Annotated in this window: 15 protein-coding genes; 11 read left to right on the forward strand and 4 right to left on the reverse strand. The window is 67.5% G+C overall.

Translation table 11 applies throughout. From position 1 onward, the window contains the following. Positions 1-66 precede the first annotated feature (66 nt). Positions 67-1584, forward strand: coding sequence for a helicase HerA-like domain-containing protein (locus ACSFCA_RS00940; protein ID WP_435458320.1), 1518 nt, complete (start codon positions 67-69; stop codon positions 1582-1584). A 34-nt stretch (positions 1585-1618) separates the two neighbouring features. Next, the gene (locus tag ACSFCA_RS00945; protein ID WP_435458321.1) at positions 1619-2326 is read left to right on the forward strand and encodes a Crp/Fnr family transcriptional regulator; all 708 of its coding nucleotides are present in this window, start codon (positions 1619-1621) and stop codon (positions 2324-2326) included. Between the two features lie 22 nt (positions 2327-2348). Here the strand turns inward: ACSFCA_RS00945 and ACSFCA_RS00950 are convergent, their stop codons facing one another. The 4 genes from ACSFCA_RS00950 to ACSFCA_RS00965 all read right to left on the reverse strand — a co-directional run bounded on the left by ACSFCA_RS00950 (position 2349) and on the right by ACSFCA_RS00965 (position 6481). Continuing rightward, positions 2349-4700: a DUF6351 family protein gene (locus tag ACSFCA_RS00950; RefSeq protein WP_435458322.1), complete on the reverse strand. Its 2352-nt coding sequence runs from the start codon at positions 4698-4700 to the stop codon at positions 2349-2351. A gap of 136 nt (positions 4701-4836) precedes the next feature. Beyond that, positions 4837-5478 carry an NrsF family protein gene (locus ACSFCA_RS00955; protein WP_435458323.1) on the reverse strand — a complete coding sequence of 214 codons (642 nt, stop codon included), beginning with the start codon at positions 5476-5478 and terminating at the stop codon, positions 4837-4839. Beyond that, positions 5475-6065: a sigma-70 family RNA polymerase sigma factor gene (locus ACSFCA_RS00960; protein ID WP_258354534.1), complete on the reverse strand. Its 591-nt coding sequence runs from the start codon at positions 6063-6065 to the stop codon at positions 5475-5477. The genes ACSFCA_RS00955 and ACSFCA_RS00960 overlap by 4 nt, the downstream gene beginning before the upstream one ends. An 80-nt stretch (positions 6066-6145) precedes the next feature. After that, positions 6146-6481 (reverse strand): hypothetical protein, encoded by a 336-nt coding sequence (locus tag ACSFCA_RS00965; RefSeq protein ID WP_435458324.1) that lies wholly within the window; start codon positions 6479-6481, stop codon positions 6146-6148. Positions 6482-6644: 163 nt separating this feature from the next. Here ACSFCA_RS00965 and ACSFCA_RS00970 point away from each other — a divergent pair, with 163 nt between their 5' ends. The 9 genes from ACSFCA_RS00970 (at position 6645) to ACSFCA_RS01010 (ending at position 16135) form a co-directional block, all read left to right on the forward strand. Continuing rightward, positions 6645-7955 carry a GTP cyclohydrolase II gene (locus ACSFCA_RS00970; RefSeq protein WP_435458325.1) on the forward strand — a complete coding sequence of 437 codons (1311 nt, stop codon included), beginning with the start codon at positions 6645-6647 and terminating at the stop codon, positions 7953-7955. Beyond that, positions 7952-9358: a URC4/urg3 family protein gene (locus ACSFCA_RS00975; protein ID WP_435458326.1), complete on the forward strand. Its 1407-nt coding sequence runs from the start codon at positions 7952-7954 to the stop codon at positions 9356-9358. Before ACSFCA_RS00970 ends, ACSFCA_RS00975 begins: the two co-directional genes overlap by 4 nt. A gap of 36 nt (positions 9359-9394) precedes the next feature. Next, positions 9395-10024, forward strand: coding sequence for a uracil phosphoribosyltransferase (gene upp / locus ACSFCA_RS00980; RefSeq protein WP_007837874.1), 630 nt, complete (start codon positions 9395-9397; stop codon positions 10022-10024). An 80-nt stretch (positions 10025-10104) separates the two neighbouring features. Beyond that, a complete protein-coding gene (locus ACSFCA_RS00985) occupies positions 10105-11106 on the forward strand; it encodes a BMP family protein (RefSeq protein ID WP_435458327.1) in 1002 nt (333 codons plus the stop codon). Positions 11107-11114: 8 nt separating this feature from the next. Next, positions 11115-12062: a 5'-methylthioadenosine/S-adenosylhomocysteine nucleosidase gene (locus ACSFCA_RS00990; RefSeq protein ID WP_435458328.1), complete on the forward strand. Its 948-nt coding sequence runs from the start codon at positions 11115-11117 to the stop codon at positions 12060-12062. Next, on the forward strand, positions 12059-13690 hold the full coding sequence (locus ACSFCA_RS00995; protein ID WP_435458329.1) for an ABC transporter ATP-binding protein: 1632 nt from the start codon (positions 12059-12061) through the stop codon (positions 13688-13690). Before ACSFCA_RS00990 ends, ACSFCA_RS00995 begins: the two co-directional genes overlap by 4 nt. Continuing rightward, positions 13690-14754, forward strand: coding sequence for an ABC transporter permease (locus ACSFCA_RS01000; RefSeq protein ID WP_435458654.1), 1065 nt, complete (start codon positions 13690-13692; stop codon positions 14752-14754). The genes ACSFCA_RS00995 and ACSFCA_RS01000 overlap by 1 nt, the downstream gene beginning before the upstream one ends. Continuing rightward, on the forward strand, positions 14751-15674 hold the full coding sequence (locus ACSFCA_RS01005) for an ABC transporter permease (protein WP_435458330.1): 924 nt from the start codon (positions 14751-14753) through the stop codon (positions 15672-15674). Before ACSFCA_RS01000 ends, ACSFCA_RS01005 begins: the two co-directional genes overlap by 4 nt. After that, a complete protein-coding gene (locus ACSFCA_RS01010) occupies positions 15674-16135 on the forward strand; it encodes a hypothetical protein (RefSeq protein WP_435458331.1) in 462 nt (153 codons plus the stop codon). The genes ACSFCA_RS01005 and ACSFCA_RS01010 overlap by 1 nt, the downstream gene beginning before the upstream one ends. Positions 16136-16151: the final 16 nt, after the last annotated feature.

Consider the following 16151-nt stretch of genomic DNA (forward strand, 5'->3'; position numbering starts at 1 on the left):
CGGGCCGTGGATTATAGGAGTGCCGCTTGATTAGACTGCCCGCTTCGATACGACCCGGAGCGCCCCATGGCCGACCCACTTCTGATCGCACGGCACGACGCCATCGAGTGCAGTCTTCTCCCCAGCCTGGCCAACCGCCATGGCCTGATCACCGGCGCCACCGGCACCGGCAAGACAGTCACCCTGCAGACCATCGCCGAAAAGCTCTCCGCCATCGGCGTGCCGGTGTTCATGGCCGACGTCAAGGGCGACCTGACCGGTATCAGCCAAAAGGGTGCCATCGGCGGCAAACTGGCCGCCACCCTGAAGGAACGCGGCATCGAGGTGCCCGAGCCCTCCGCCTGCCCCGTCACGGTGTGGGACGTGTTCGGCGAACAGGGCCACCCGGTGCGCGCCACCGTCTCCGACATGGGGCCTCTGCTGCTGGGCCGCATGCTCGACGTGAACGAAACGCAGGCCGGCGTGCTGAACCTCGTGTTCAAGATCGCCGACGACAACGGCCTGCTGCTGCTCGACCTGAAGGACCTGCGCGCCATGCTGCAGTACGTGGGCGAAAACAGCAGCCAGTTCACCACCCAGTACGGCAACATCAGCGCCGCCAGCGTGGGCGCCATCCAGCGCGGCCTGTTGCAGATCGAAACCCAGGGCGGCGACAAGTTCTTCGGCGAGCCGATGCTCAACATCGCCGACTTCATGCAGACCGTGGGCGGCAAGGGGGTCGTGAACATCCTTGCGGCCGACAAGCTCATGAACTCGCCGCGCCTGTACGCCACCTTCCTGCTGTGGATGCTGTCGGAGCTGTTCGAGCAGCTGCCCGAAATCGGCGACCCCGAGCAGCCCAAGCTGGCCTTCTTCTTCGACGAGGCCCACCTGCTGTTCAACGAGGCGCCCAAGGCGCTGGTGGAACGCATCGAGCTGGTGGTGCGGCTGGTGCGCTCCAAGGGCGTGGGCGTGTATTTCGTTACGCAGAACCCGCTGGACATCCCTGACACGGTGCTGGCCCAGTTGGGCAACCGCGTACAGCACGCGCTGCGCGCCTTCACGCCGCGCGACCAGAAGGCCGTGAAGGCGGCTGCCAGCACCATGCGCCAGAAGCCGGGCCTCGATATCGAGACCGCCATCACCGAACTCGCGGTCGGCGAGGCGCTGGTGAGCTTCCTCGACGAAAAGGGCCGCCCGAGCGTGACCGAGCGCGTGTTCGTGCTGCCGCCCGGCAGCCAACTCGGCCCCATCACGCCTGACCAGCGCAAGGCACTGATCGCCGGCTCGCTCGTCGCCGGCGTCTACGAGAAAACGGTAGACCGCGAATCGGCCTATGAAAAGCTCAAGGGCCGCGCCGACAGCGCACCCGACGCACCGACCGCGACAGTGCCCGGCGGCAAGGATGCAGCGGCATCGTCGGGTTCCGGCATGGGCGGCGTCCTCAACGACATGCTCTTCGGCACCACCGGCCCGCGCGGCGCGAAGCACGACGGGCTGGTGCAGACCATGGCCAAGTCGGCGGTGCGCACCATGGGTACGTCTGTTGGCAAGGAAATCCTGCGCGGCGTGCTCGGCGGGATCTTCGGCTCCAAGAAGCGCTGAGGCCGACGGCAACCAGCCGCGCACGAAGACCTGCATGTCCACCAGCAAGCTGCCGGACAAGGAGGTCTACGAATTCTGGGAGCGCTGCATCTGGCCGCGCGTGCTGACCCAGAGCGAGCGCGACGTGGTCTACAAGGCGCTCTTCACGCGCGAGCACGGCCCGGGCGAATTCGTCTGCCAGCGCAACGAGATCGCCGACAGCTGGATCGGCGTGATCCGCGGCTTCCTCCGCGTGCAGGACACCTCGGCCGATGGCAAGCCGGTGATGTTCACCGGCGTGGCCGCTGGCGGCTGGATCGGCGAAGGCTCGCTGCTGAAGGTAGAGCAGCGCAAGTACGAGATTGCCGCGACCCGCCCCACCACCACGCTGCACCTGCCGCGCGACACCTTCGCGTGGCTGCTGGACCGCAGCATCCCCTTCAATCACTTCATGCTGTCGCACCTGAACGAGCGGCTGAGCCAGTTCATCGCGACCGTGAAGTTCGACCGGCTGCTGGAGCCCACTGCCCGCGTGGCGCGCGGCATTGCGAGCCTCTTCCATCCGGTGCTCTATCCGAACACCGACGCCACGCTGCAGATCAGCCAGGAAGAAATCGGCTGGATGGTCGGCGTGTCGCGCCAGCGGGTGAACGTGGCGCTGCACGAGCTCGAAGCGGTCCGGCTCATCAAGACGGGCTACGGCTACATCAACGTGCTCGACAGGCAACGCCTGTCGAGATACCCGACCAATCAGCCCGGCTGAATGCGGTGTAACGCGGCGCCGCTCAGAACGCCACGGAGGCCGGCGCGGCCGGCATGTCCTGCCCACCGGGGCCGTTGCGGAAGGTGGTCGGCGTCCATGGCACCTGCCCCACGCCCGGCTTGCTCCAGTCGCACACGCCATCGGGGAAGGTGGCCTGCAGGCGAACCTGCTGGCCGCCCGTGAAGCCGATGCCGGCGTAGTCGGCCGATGCGAAGTCGATCGGCTTCAGCTGGCACTTGAACACATCCTCCGACAGCGGACCGCCTGACACGATGCGCACCGACTCGTAGGGCTTCACGGGGCAAGCGGCGCTCGTGAAGCCGATGTCCACCAGTTCGGCGTTGGTCGTGCCCGCGGTCGCGAGGCAGAGATCGATCGCGTCGGAGGGCTTGTTCTTCACGACCTTCGCCTCCTTTGCGCCCTGCGACTTGTCGGTCTCGATAGCGCTCAGCCAGCGATCCATCATCAGGAAGGCCTGCTTGGTCAGCGCGATGCCCGTGCCGGCCGCACTCGCCAGAACCACGTGGTTGTCGTGCCCGCCGTTGCCCGCGTCCAGGCGCGCGCGCTGCTCGAAGGTGCGCCACGCCATATGGATGTCGGCGCCGAGCTCGGGCCGCAGGTCGATGATCGGCACCTTCGCGAGGTTCTTCGCGTAGCTGACCAGGCCGCTGCGGTAGAGCGCTGTCATCGCGCCCGGCTGCGCCCTGGCGCGCACGGCGGGCGTGACGGCCTTGTCGCCCGACCAGACCATGTCGGCGTCCCAGCTGCCGACGCCTTCGTTGAGCGCGACGAACTCTTCCGGCGTGATGGCGCCGGAGCGCAAGGCCTTCAACCCGTACTGCACGCCGGTGTTGTCGTACGGCAGGTTGGGCACGGTGCGGCCGTTGAGGTCAGCGGTGCCGAGGATCGAAGTCATCACGTCGTGGATCGTGCAGCGCACGCCGTCGGGCCGCAGCACCGGGTCGTACACGAGCGCGGCCGGAAAGCCCGGTCCGCAGTTGGTGGCCAGCACGGGGTTCTGCGGCGCCAGGAAGGAATAGACCCAGCTGGTGCAGTAGTCGGCTGTCGGATGGCCCTCGATCGCCGCCCTCGCTGCGGGCGACAGGCCCGCGCCCGGGCCGGTGCCGTAGTAGCGCCAGAGGTTGCCGCAGTCGCGCGTCTCGATCCAGGTCGTCACTGCATCGGGGTAGCTGTAGCCTGTCTGCAAGCCGTCGAGCAGGCCGGGCATCACCGAAGCCGGCACGGTCTGCATCATCGAGCCGCCCGAGCCGCCGTCGGACATGGTGAAGCGGATCTCGCCGTAGGTATCGACGATGTGCTCCTTGACCATCATGATGTTCTCGGTCGCCAGGAATTCGTTGTTGTTGTCGTTGTGGTTGGTCAGCTGCGAATTGACCGTCATGTAGCCGGCCCGCAGCGCGTTGTCGTCGAAGAGCGCGGTGCCCGGGTTCTGCTGGAAGCGGTTGCCCGAGGCCGAGGCGCCCATCTTCCAGAGCACCTTGCCGTTCCAGCCCTTCTGCGGCTCCCAGGGCGTCCAGGGCTTGGCCGGGTCGAAGTACACCGCCACCTGGTATTCGCTGCGGCCCATCGTGCCTAGCTCCACCCGCAGCAGGGCCTTCACGGTGTCGCCACCGTCGGTGGTGAAGTTCGCGATGTCGGCATCCTTCGGGCGCTTGGCCGGGTCGTACTGCACGAAGCAGGCGTAGGGGCCGAACGGCTGCTGGCCGCAGTCGGTGCCTTCCTTGGCCTTGGGCTGGTAGTAATAGGTGTAGACGGTGGGCGCATTGCAATCGGCATCGACGGGGTCGGCGTCGAGCCCGCTCACCTGCGTCGTCACGGTGGCCGAGAGGCCGGTGCCGGACACAGTCACCGTCGCGACCGTGCCGGCCTTCGTGGCGCAGACCCAGGGCTGGATCGGCGTGCCCGCGAAGATGTTGCCGCCGCGGCCGAAGTTCTCGATGGCCAGCTTGGCGCCCGTCTTGCTGGACTTGAGCGTGGCGGTGAGCGTGTTGCTGCCCACGCGAAGCCCGGTGACCGTGCCGAGCACGCGGCCGTTGGCGCGCAAGGCGAACGCCGAGGACACGTCCTTGCCGTCGAGGTCCACGGCGAGGTCGAGCGCGCTCTTGCCCTCCGGCAGCACGATCTCGACGTAGGCATCGCCGTCGCTGATCATGTCGGCGCGGTTCGACAGCGTGCGGATCTTCAGTTCGCCGACTACCGGCGCGGGTGGGTTGGTCGCGGGCGGCGCGTTGCCCGATGGCGGGACGATCGGCACGAAGCCGCTGCCGCCTCCCCCGTCGCCGCCGCAGTTGATAAGGGAAGCCAATACACACAGGCCCAGTATCCTGAGCCCTGCTCGATAGATGTCTCGCATCGTGTCTCCTTCGTTATTTGAAGAAAAAGGCGACGCGATTCCACTACTTTCGTTTTCTGCGAACTGTTATCGGAACGACATTTCGGGCCCGACTAGGGTTTGTCCCACGGCGGGGACATCGGGCTCTGTCGAGGGCCTACCAGCGCAGCAGGCGTGGCCCGAGCGCGGCACCAACCAGCACCGGCACCGCGATCCCGCTCACGTACCAGACCGCGAGAAACGGCGCGGTCAGCTCCATGCAGTGCAGCGCATAGACCGCCGCGCCAATGCCCCCGGCAAGCGCCCCTGCCGCGGCCCCGGCCAGCGCCGGCCGCGTGGGCGCCATTCCCTTGAGCGCCACCATCGTGGCCGCGAACACCGGCAGCGCCATCAGCCCGATGCTCAGCGCGCAGACGCGCCATGACTGCCCCATCAGCGAAGGCATGCGCTCCTCGGCCGGCACGGTGAACCAGGCGATCACCGCCAGTACCCACACCGCGAGCACGGGCAGCACCGCGCCCACCCAGGTGCGCCGCGGCTCGACGCCCGGCCGCGCAAGCCGCTCCACGGCCACGAAGCCAGCCGCTGCGATGCACAAGGGAAACAGCACCTTGACCCAGAACATCGGCCAGAACATGGCCTGCACGATGTCGCGCCGCATGCCGTACTCGCCAAACAGGATCAGGAACGAGAACGGCAGACCCAGCAGCACCGCCAGCCAGATGCGCCGACTGGCACGGCGGCGCGGCACGGCCACCTCGCCGCTCGCCAGCATCGCGACCAGATCGTCGGTCTTCATGCCGCACCTCCCCAGCTGTTGCCGAACCGGGCGGCCAGCGCCTTGAGCCCCCGGTGGATGCCGACCTTGACCGCCGACTCCGACATGCCCGTCAGGCTCGCGGTCTCGGCCACCGACAGGCCTTCGATCTTCACGTGCACGATCGGCAACCGCTGGCGCTCGGGCAAGGTTTCGAGCAGGCCTCCGAGGTCGCGCTTCGCATCGCTGGCCTCTTCGGCGGATTCGGCGAACACGGCCAGGTCGTCGTCCAGCGGGTCATGCAGGTCTTCGCGGACCGACTTGGCGCGCAGCAGGTCGATCATCTTGTAGCGCGCAATCGCATGCACCCATGCCGTCAGCGGCTGGTCGCTCTGGTAGGTGTGGCGCTGGTTGTGCATGGCGAGCAGGCATTCCTGGACGAGGTCTTCCACTTCATCGGGCCAGCCAAAGAGGCGCTTGCCCAGAAAGGCGCGCAGGTGCGCGCTGAGTCGCTGCAGGAAGTCGCGGTAGGCCTTCGCGTCGCCGTCGAGGCCGCGAAGGAACAGGCTGCGCAGCGCCGCTTCCGCGTCGCCTGGGTTCGTCCTGCTGCCTACGGTGTTTCGTTCCATCGGGCTGGCTGGTTACAGCCTTGTCGAAAAAAGTTCCGGTGGATTGTGCCGCGCCCAGCGGCCGGCCCCGGGCCGGGACCTCAAGACACCCGCGCCGGCGTATCCACCACGAGGCCGACGGACTCCTTCACGCATCGCTCGATGATCGGGCCGCTCCTGCTCTTGGTCTTTTCCACGTCCTGCAGATCCGACACGGTGGCGTCCTTCATGACGCCATCGGCCGCGCAGGTGCACAGCTTGGTGAGCTCTTCCTGCGACTTGTTCCCGCGCGATCCAGCGCTCTTGACGCAGCTGTCGATGAAGCTTGTTCTGAAGTTGGTCTTGAAGGCCGAATCGAAGCCCTGCGAGAAGCCTTCGGTGGCCTTGTCGCAGGCAGACAGGCTCAAGACGAGAAATACACAGAGAAGCGTGCGCATTGATTTCCTCCAGCAAAAGATGTTGTGGGTGCGGTCCGTCCAGGCGCATTGTTGTTCAACATCCGCGGGCCGGCGAACAGCGAAGGGGGCCTGCGACCAAGGGCGCGCCCTCGCTTGCCAGCCGCACAAGTGATCGGTACATTGCATTTTTTGAGGGCTACCAATGTCTGCAGACAGCACAACGATCCCTTCCGTCCCGGGCGGCGTCACGCCCCTCCCCCCACTCCATCCCTCGTCGTCGACCGGCCACATCCGTCTGACTTCGCACGCCGGCGGCTTCGGTGCGCTGCCCATTCACTGGGGCGCGGCCACGGCAACCGAGCGCGGGCCGGTGGTCGGCACCACCACCAAGCGGGCGCATCGCAACGTGATCGGCACGCACAGCGGCTCCTACAGCGTGTACCGCGCGCTGGCAGTGGCAGCCGGGGCGCTCAAGCGCGAGCACAAGGCAGACCTCACCAACACCGCGCCCACCGACGTGATCGGGCCCTACCCGCAGTGGAGCGAGCCGGGGCGCATCGTGTCGCTGGACCCGTGGGGCGCGCTGGTGGCGGATGTGTTCTCCACCGAGCTGGCGGCGGGCTACGACATCCGCCCGACCATCGCGATCACCAAGGCGCATGTGATCCTGCCGGAAGTCATCGAAGCCCTGCAGAGCGGCCGCCTGAAGGCCGACGGCCATTTCCTCACCACTGGCGGTGCCGCGATGGTGACCAAGGCCGCCATCGAACCCGTGTGGTACCTGCCCGAGGTGGCGCGCCGCTTCGGCTGCTCCGAAACCGACCTGCGCCGCACGCTGTTCGAGGAGACCGGCGGCATGTACCCCGAGCTGGTCACGCGCTCCGACCTCGAAGTGTTCCTGCCGCCCATCGGCGGGCAAACGCTCTACATCTTCGGCAACCCGCGTGACCTGGCCAACCCCGAGGTCGAGCTCACCGCGCGCATCCACGACGAGTGCAACGGCTCGGACGTGTTCGGCTCCGACATCTGCACCTGCCGGCCCTACCTCACGCACGCCATCGAGGAGTGCATCCAGGGCGCGCAGCGCGGTGGTGTGGGCCTCATCGCCTACTCGCGCAAGGAAGGCCGCGCGCTCGGCGAAGTCACCAAGTTCCTGGTCTACAACGCGCGCAAGCGCCAGGTGGGCGGCGACACGGCCGACCAGTATTTCGCGCGCACCGAGTGCGTGGCCGGCGTGCAGGACATGCGCTTCCAGGAGCTGATGCCCGACGTCTTCCACTGGCTGGGCATCAGGAAGATCCATCGGCTCGTGTCGATGAGCAACATGAAGTTCGATGCGATCACCGGCTCGGGCATCGAGATCGGCGAGCGCGTGAACATTCCCGACGCGCTGATTCCGGCCGACGCCCGCGTCGAGATGGACGCCAAGATGGCCGCCGGCTATTTCACGCCCGGCCCGGTGCCGGACGCAGAAGAACTGAAGAAGGCCAAGGGCCGGGGATTGAGCGAATGAGCAACCGCAACAGCGACGACAAGAACATGCCCGTCGACGGCTCCGGCAGCCTGCCGCCAGGCGGCGCGGGCAAGGTCGATCCGTCCATCGAGTTCACAGCCGACACCGCGCACCCGGCCGGCGCGGCCAGCCTGCTGCGCACCACCGCAGCCATTCGCCAGCGCGCGGGCGCCCTGCTGGCGCGCGCGCGCCGAGGCGAATCGCCGTGGTTCCGCATCGGCGGCGACAACATGCTCGAAGACGCGGCGCGCACCGTCGCCGAGGTCACGCGCGAGCGCTACCCGTGGGACACCATCCCGTACCACAGCCGCTGGCGCCATTTCGAGGCTGGCGGTGTCAATCGCCTCGAAGAACTCGACGCATTGCTTGGCGAATGCGACGCCCGCCAGCGCGCCCGGGCCCACATCGACCTGGTGCTGGTGAGCGTGCTGCTCGACGCCGGTGCCGGCCCCGACTGGCACTACATCGAATCGGCCACCGGCGAGCGCTTCACGCGTTCCGAGGGGCTGGGCGTGGCGAGCTACCACGCGTTCATGAGCGGGCTTTTCTCGTCCGACCCAAACCACCCCTACCAGGCCGATGCGGCCGGCCTGCGCGGCCTGGTCACCGACCGGCTCGGCGACGCCTTCCAGGTCAGCGAGGTGAATCCGCTGGTCGGCCTGGCGGGCCGCACCACGCTGCTGCGCCGGCTCGGCGAGGCCATGAGCGAGCAGCCCGAGACCTTCGGTGACGACGGCCGGCCCGGTGGCCTGTTCGACGCGCTGGTCGGCCCCTACGGCCCGGCCGCTCCGCCCACCGCGGAGATCACCGCGCACCAGATCCTCTCGCTGCTGCTCGAAACGCTGTCGCGCATCTGGCCCTCGGCGAACGCGGTGGACAGCATCGCGGTCGACGGCAGCGACAGCGCGGGCGGCATCGGCTCGGGCGACCCGGCGCTGGCGCTGGGCGACTGCTGGCGTCACAGCGCGGTGCGCGGCCCCGGCCTCACCAACGGCTGGATGCCCTTTCACAAGCTCTCGCAGTGGCTCACGTATTCGCTGCTCGAACCCTTCGAATGGGCCGGCGTGAAGGTGCGCCACCTCGATGCGCTCACCGCCCTGCCCGAGTACCGCAACGGCGGCCTGCTGATCGACAGCGGCGTGATCGTGCCGAAGGACCCGGCCTTTCTCACCCGCCGCTGGAAGGCGAGCGACGAATTCATCGTCGAATGGCGCGCGCTCACCGTGGCGCTGCTCGACGAAGTGGCGCCGCGCGTGCGCAAGGTGCTCGACCGCACCGAGGAAGAGCTGCCGCTGGCCTGCGTGCTCGAAGGCGGCACCTGGGCCGCGGGCCGGGCGCTGGCACAACGCTTGCGTGACGGTGCTCCACCTCTGTTGATCGAGAGCGACGGCACCGTCTTTTAGACTCCCGGGTTCAGCAGCAACGATAGAAAAAATCCAATGAGCAACGTCCACCTCGTCAATCACCCCCTCGTCCAACACAAGCTCACGCTGATGCGCCGCAAGGATGCGTCCACCAACAGCTTCCGCCGGCTCCTCAATGAAATCAGCATGCTGATGGCCTATGAGGTCACGCGCGACATGCCGATGCAGGACATCGAGGTCGAAACCCCGCTCGAGACCATGCAGGCCAAAGTCATCGACGGCAAGAAGCTGGTGCTGGTTTCCATCCTGCGCGCCGGCACCGGCATCCTGGACGGCATGCTGACGGTGGTGCCCGGCGCACGCGTCGGCCACATCGGCCTGTACCGCGACCCGAAGACGCTGACGGCCGTCGAGTACTACTTCAAGATGCCCGGCGAAATGGAGAACCGCGACGTGATCGTGGTCGACCCAATGCTGGCCACCGGCAACTCCGCCGTGGCCGCGGTCGAGCGCCTGAAGGAGCTCAACCCCAAGTCGATCAAGTTCGTCTGCCTGCTGACCTGCCCCGAAGGCGTGGCGACGATGCAGAAGGCTCATCCGGATGTGCCGATCTACACCGCTGCGATCGACCGGGAGCTCAATAGCCACGGCTACATCCTGCCCGGCCTGGGCGACGCAGGCGACCGCATCTTCGGCACCAAGTAACGCCCCGGCGTCCGATTGAAGGGCGCCGCGCTGCCCCCGGGCAGCGACAAGAAGATTTCCATACCTCGAGGAGAAGCACCGTGACAGCACGCCGCCAGTTGATCATCCGTTCCGTCGCCATTGCCGCAGCACTTGCGGCCGGCGCACCCGGCCTTGCGCTCGCGCAGGCCAAGCTGAAGGTGGCGGCGGTGTACACCGTTCCCTTCGAGCAGCAATGGGTGGGTCGCATCCACAAGGCGCTGAAGGCGGCCGAGGCTCGCGGCGAGATCGAATACAAGGCCACCGAGAACGTCAGCAACGCCGACTACGAGCGCGTGATGCGCGAGTACGCCACGGCCGGCAACCAGCTGATCCTGGGCGAGGTGTTCGGCGTGGAAGCTGCGGCGCGCAAGGTCGCGAAGGACTTTCCGAAGGTGGCCTTCCTGATGGGCTCGTCGCTCAAGCCGCAGGCGCCCAACTTCAGCGTGTTCGACAACTACATCCAGGAGCCGGCCTACCTGAGCGGCATGGTGGCCGGCGGCATGACGAAGAGCAATCGCATCGGCATGGTCGGCGGCTTCCCGATTCCCGAAGTGAACCGGCTGATGAACGCGTTCATGGCCGGCGCGAAGGAAACGAACCCGAAGGTCGAGTTCAGCGTGAGCTTCATCAACAGCTGGTTCGACCCGCCGAAGGCCAAGGAAGCGGCCTTCGCCATGATCGACAAGGGCGCGGACGTGATGTACGCCGAGCGCTTCGGTGTTTCGGACGCGGCCAAGGAAAAGGGCAAGCTCGCCATCGGCAACGTGATCGACACGCAGAGCCAGTACCCAGACACGGTGGTCGCTTCGGCCCTGTGGAATTTCGAGCCCGCGGCCGACCGCGCGATCAAGCTCGTGAAGGAAGGCAAGTTCGCGGCCGAAGACTACGGCGTGTATGCGCAGATGAAGCACAAGGGCTCCGAGCTGGCGCCGCTGGGCACCTTCGAGAAGAAAGTGCCTGCCGACATCGTCGCCAAGGTGAACGCCAGGCAGGCTGACATCCTCTCGGGCAAGTTCATCGTGAAGGTGGACGACGCGCAACCGAAGTCCACCGCAAAGTGAGCGCGCCGATGAAGATCCGCTGGGCTTCCCTTCTCGCGGCCGGCGTGCTGGCCCTTGGCCTCGCGGGCTGCGTTGGCGTCTACAAGGGTACCGGTGTCAGCATCAACAGCAGCACCCGGCTCGACGACACCCCGCGCATCGCGGTGCTCTCGGCCTTCGAGCCCGAGCTCAAGCTGCTGCTCACGCGTCTGCAAGGCCCCGTGAAGCACAGCGTGAACGGCGTGGAGTTCACCACCGGCACGCTCGAAGGCAAGCCCGTGGTGCTGTTCCTGTCGGGCATCAGCATGACGAACGCGACGATGAACACGCAGCTCGTGCTCAACCGCTTTCGCGTGACGAACATCGTGTTCAGCGGCATTGCGGGTGGCGTGAATCCATCGCTGCATGTCGGCGACGTCACGGTGCCGGCGCAATGGGGCCAGTACCTCGAAGTGCTGATGGCGCGCGAAACCGCGCCCGGCAAGTACGCTGCGCCGCCCTTCATCACCGATGCCACGCTGCCCAACTTCGGCATGATGTTCCCGCGCCCGGTGGAGGTGCGCTCGGCCGCGCGTCCGGAGATCCAGCGCAAGTTCTGGTTCGAAGCCGATCCGAAGATGCTCGAGGTGGCACGCAGCATCCGCAACGTCGACCTGGCCAACTGCAGCGCCGGCAAGTGCCTGCCGCGCAAGCCCCAGCTGGTGGTCGGTGGCAACGGTGTCTCGGGCCAGGCCTTCATGGACAACAAGGCCTACCGCGAATACACCTACAAGACCTTCCAGGCCAACGTGCTCGACATGGAAACCGCAGCCGTGGGCATGGTCGCCTACAGCAACGGCGTGCCCTACATCGCCTTCCGCTCGCTCAGCGACCTCGCGGGCGGCGGCGACGGCGAGAACGAGATGGGCACCTTCATGGGCATCGCGGCGGACAACTCCGCCAAGGTCATGCTGGCTTTCCTGGCTGCGTGGAAGTGACCCCGCCTTCCCTCTCTCCCACGGAGGGAGGAAGCGACGCCACCGTCCTGCGCCTCCAGGGCATCACCAAGCGCTTCGGCAGCCTCGTCGCCAACGACGCCATTTCCCTCGACCTGCAGGCCGGCGAGGTGCTGGCGCTGCTCGGCGAGAACGGCGCGGGCAAGTCGACGCTGATGTCGATACTGTTCGGCCACTACGTCGCCGACGAAGGCAGCATCGAAGTCTTCGGCGCGCCGCTGCCTCCGGGCAACCCCAAGGCAGCGCTCGCTGCCGGCGTGGGCATGGTGCACCAGCATTTCACGCTGGCGGACAACCTGAGCGTGCTCGACAACGTGATGATGGGCACCGAGCCGCTATGGCGCCCGGTGTCGCGCCGCGCGGCCGCACGTACTCGGCTGCTCGACGTGGCCCAGCGCTTCGGCCTGCCGGTGCAGCCTGACGCCTTGATCGGCAACCTGTCTGTCGGCGAACGCCAGCGCGTGGAAATTCTCAAGGCGCTGTATCGCGGCGCACGCATCCTGATCCTCGACGAGCCGACCGCCGTGCTGACGCCGCAGGAAAGCGAGGCACTGTTCGCCACGCTCGCGCAGATGGTGGCGCAGGGGCTGTCGGTGATCTTCATCAGCCACAAGCTCGGCGAGGTGCTGCGCGTATCGCACCGCATCGCCGTGCTGCGTGGCGGCAAGCTCGTGGCCGAAGTGCGCACGGCCGATACCACGCAGGCACAGCTCGCGCTGTGGATGGTCGGGCATGCAGTCGATGCGCCGCAGCGGCGGCCAGCCAAGTCGGTGGGCGATGCCGTCTGCGTTCTCGACCACGTGAGCACGGCATCAGACAAGAACGGCGGGCAAGACCGGCTGCGCGAGGTGTCGCTGACGCTGCGCGCCGGCGAGATCACCGCCATCGCCGGCGTCTCCGGCAACGGGCAGGTGGCGCTGGCCGAGTTGCTGTGCGGCACGCGCCGCGCCACTGCAGGCACCGCTCAGCTGATGGGCCGCGCCTTGCCGCCCTCGCCCGCCCGGCTGGTGCAGCGCGGCGTTGCGCGCATTCCTGAAGACCGGCACGCCGTCGGTGTGGTCGGCGACCTGCCGGTGTGGGAGAACGCTGTGTCGGAGCGCCTGCGCAGCCCGGTGTTCTCGCGCTGGTCGTGGATCGTGAAGCGCGCGGCCGCCCGCCTGCATGCGCGGCGCATCGAAAAGGCATTCGACGTGCGCGGCGCCGGCCTGATGGCACCGGCCCGTTCGCTCTCCGGCGGGAACATGCAGAAACTGATTCTGGGGCGCGCCCTGCTGGCGCCTGAGCAGCCCGAGATGGCCAAGGGCGACGACAACAAGAAATACCCGAACCGCGCGCCGCGCCTGATCGTCGCGCACCAGCCGACCTGGGGTCTCGATATCGGCGCCGTCGCCTATGTGCAGCAGCAGCTCATTGCCGCGCGCGATGCCGGCGCAGCGGTGCTGGTGATTTCCGACGACCTCGACGAAGTGCTCGCGCTCGGTGACCGCGTGGCCGTGATGCATGGCGGCCATCTGGGCGAGGCACGCCCGGCCGCAGCCTGGACACGCGAAGCCATCGGGCTGGCAATGGCCGGCGCGACAGCGCCCCACTCCAAGGGAGCCACGCCATGATGCGGCTCGAACGACGCCACGAAACCTCGCGCATGGCGCTGGTGCTTGCGCCCATCGGCGCGGTCGTCTTCACCATGGCAGTCAGCGCGCTACTCGTGCTGTGGGCCGGTGCGCCGGTCGGCCGCACCTACGCGCTGCTGCTGCAGGGCGGCTTCGGCTCGGTTTTCGCATGGAGCGAGACGCTGACGCGCGCGATCCCGCTCATCCTCACCGGGCTGGCGGCCACCGTCGCCTTCAAGGCGCGGCTCTTCAACATCGGCGCCGAGGGCCAGCTCTACGCCGGCGCGCTGGCCGCCGTCGCCGTGGGCGGCATGCATGGCGGCACGGGCTTCGAGCTGTCGCCGTGGCTGCTGTTTCCGCTGATGATGCTGGCCGCCGCCGTGGCGGGTGCGCTGATGCTGCTGGGCCCGGCGCTGATGAAGAACAAGCTCGGCGTGGACGAAGTCGTCACAACGCTGCTGATCAACTTCATCGTGCTGCTGGGCGTGTCGGCGCTGCTCGACGGGCCGATGAAAGACCCGAGCGCCATGGGCTGGCCACAGAGCGTGTCGCTGCAGTCCGATCTCGAACTCGGCAAGCTCATCGCACAGACGCGCGTGCACACCGGGCTGCTGTGGGCCGTGTCGCTCGCGGTGATGGTGTGGGCGGTTTTCAAGTACACGGTGCTGGGCTTCGACATTCGTGCCGTGGGTGCGAATGCACGCGCCGCGGCCTTTGCGGGCGTGCCGGTGACACGCACCGTGGTGATGGTGGCGCTGCTCTCGGGTGCGCTGGCCGGGCTGGCGGGCGCGATCGAGGTGGCGGGCCGCACGAGCTACGTCACGCTCGACATGTCGCCGGGCTACGGCTACACGGGCATCGTGATCGCAATGCTGGCGGGGCTGCATCCGCTGGGCGTGATCGCAGCCGCCGTATTCGTTGCGGGCGTGCTGGTCGGTGCAGACACCATGAGCCGCACGGTCGGTGTGCCGACGTACATCGCCGACGTGATCGTTGCCGCATCGCTGATCGCGGTGCTGGTGGCGACATTGCTGACGCAATACCGGGTGCGGATGAAGAAATGACGGACTTCCTCGACATCCTCGCCAACCCCGCCTTCTGGGTCGCGGTGCTGCGCATCGCCACGCCGCTGATTCTCGGCACGCTCGGCGTGCTGCTGTGCGAGCGCGCGGGCGTGCTCAACCTCGGTATCGAAGGGATCATGGTCGCGGGCGCCTTCACCGGCTGGCTCGCGGTGTATGCGGGTGCGCCGCTGTGGGTGGGCGTCGGCGTGGCCGCGCTCACGGGCATGGTGTTCGGGCTGCTGCATGCCTTTCTGACCGTGGGCCTGGCGCTGTCGCAGCATGTGTCGGGGCTGGGCATCACGCTGCTTGCCACCGCGCTCAGCTACTTCGGCTACCGCGTGAGCTTTCCGAAAGTGAACACGCCGCCGACCATCACGCCGTTTGCGCCGATGGACTGGCTGCCGGTGCCGATCCTGAACGCGCAGACCGCGCTCACGCTGTTCGCGCTGCTGCTGGTGCCCGTGGTGGGCTGGGTGCTGTACCGCACGCCGCTCGGCCTGGCGCTGCGCATGGTCGGCGAGAACCCGCAGGCGGCCGAGAGCCAGGGCGTGTCGGTCGCGGCCGCGCGCACCGGCGCCATCGTCGCGGGCTCGGCGCTGATGGGCGTGGCCGGCTCGTTCCTCACGCTGTCGGCTTTCAACGCCTTCTTCTTCAACATGGTGAACGGCCGCGGCTGGATCTGCGTGGCGCTGGTGGTGTTCGCTTCGTGGCGGCCGGGCAAGGCGCTGATCGGCGCGCTGCTGTTCGCATTCTTCGACGCGCTGCAACTGCGGCTGCAACAATCGGGCGATGCCGTGCTGCCCTACCAGCTGTACCTGATGCTGCCGTACCTGCTGTCGATCCTGGCGCTGGTGCTGGTGGCGCGCAAGGCGAGCTATCCGCAGGCGCTGATGAAGCCCTACCGAAAGGGGGAACGTTGATGACGATGATCGGGTCGCGAGTTCGGGCCACGTTGCTGTCCGCACTGCTGGCGCTCTCCGGCGTCGGGGCCCAGGCGCTGGGAATGGACTACAGCTACGAAGCCTTCAAGACGCCAGACGCGGTCAGCTGGGTTCAGATGTGCGGCACCTGGGGCAAGGACCACCAGGGCACCTACCGCGTGGTGCACGCCGACCAGTACGCGCAGTCATTCCTGTACGTGCAGTGGATGACGCGCGACGCCAACGGCAGCCTGCATGCCGAGCACACGGTCGCCATCGCTGAACTCGACAACGACCATTCGGAAATCACGCTCACGGATCTAACCTGTCGCGCCACGCCGCGCGGCATCGTGGTGACGGCGAAGGCCGACTCCGGCCACGACGACAAGCTGCGCCGCGTGACCATCGAGGTCGGACCCGTGCCGGGGCAGTACCGGTACCGGGCGCAGAGCACGCGCTGAAGCGGCTCTCCGGCGG

Origin of the sequence: Variovorax multivorans (assembly GCF_051216835.1) — a bacterium.
Classification (GTDB): domain Bacteria; phylum Pseudomonadota; class Gammaproteobacteria; order Burkholderiales; family Burkholderiaceae_C; genus Variovorax.

Excerpts from the sequence above, each read along its gene's own strand:
- ACSFCA_RS00940 (WP_435458320.1), top strand. The coding sequence starts at position 67 with ATGGCCGACCCACTTCTGATCGCACGGCACGACGCCATCGAGTGCAGT.
- ACSFCA_RS00945 (WP_435458321.1), top strand. The coding sequence starts at position 1,619 with ATGTCCACCAGCAAGCTGCCGGACAAGGAGGTCTACGAATTCTGGGAG.
- ACSFCA_RS00950 (WP_435458322.1), bottom strand. The coding sequence starts at position 4,700 with ATGCGAGACATCTATCGAGCAGGGCTCAGGATACTGGGCCTGTGTGTA.
- ACSFCA_RS00955 (WP_435458323.1), bottom strand. The coding sequence starts at position 5,478 with ATGAAGACCGACGATCTGGTCGCGATGCTGGCGAGCGGCGAGGTGGCC.
- ACSFCA_RS00960 (WP_258354534.1), bottom strand. The coding sequence starts at position 6,065 with ATGGAACGAAACACCGTAGGCAGCAGGACGAACCCAGGCGACGCGGAA.
- ACSFCA_RS00965 (WP_435458324.1), bottom strand. The coding sequence starts at position 6,481 with ATGCGCACGCTTCTCTGTGTATTTCTCGTCTTGAGCCTGTCTGCCTGC.
- ACSFCA_RS00970 (WP_435458325.1), top strand. The coding sequence starts at position 6,645 with ATGTCTGCAGACAGCACAACGATCCCTTCCGTCCCGGGCGGCGTCACG.
- ACSFCA_RS00975 (WP_435458326.1), top strand. The coding sequence starts at position 7,952 with ATGAGCAACCGCAACAGCGACGACAAGAACATGCCCGTCGACGGCTCC.
- upp (WP_007837874.1), top strand. The coding sequence starts at position 9,395 with ATGAGCAACGTCCACCTCGTCAATCACCCCCTCGTCCAACACAAGCTC.
- ACSFCA_RS00990 (WP_435458328.1), top strand. The coding sequence starts at position 11,115 with ATGAAGATCCGCTGGGCTTCCCTTCTCGCGGCCGGCGTGCTGGCCCTT.
- ACSFCA_RS01000 (WP_435458654.1), top strand. The coding sequence starts at position 13,690 with ATGCGGCTCGAACGACGCCACGAAACCTCGCGCATGGCGCTGGTGCTT.
- ACSFCA_RS01005 (WP_435458330.1), top strand. The coding sequence starts at position 14,751 with ATGACGGACTTCCTCGACATCCTCGCCAACCCCGCCTTCTGGGTCGCG.
- ACSFCA_RS01010 (WP_435458331.1), top strand. The coding sequence starts at position 15,674 with ATGACGATGATCGGGTCGCGAGTTCGGGCCACGTTGCTGTCCGCACTG.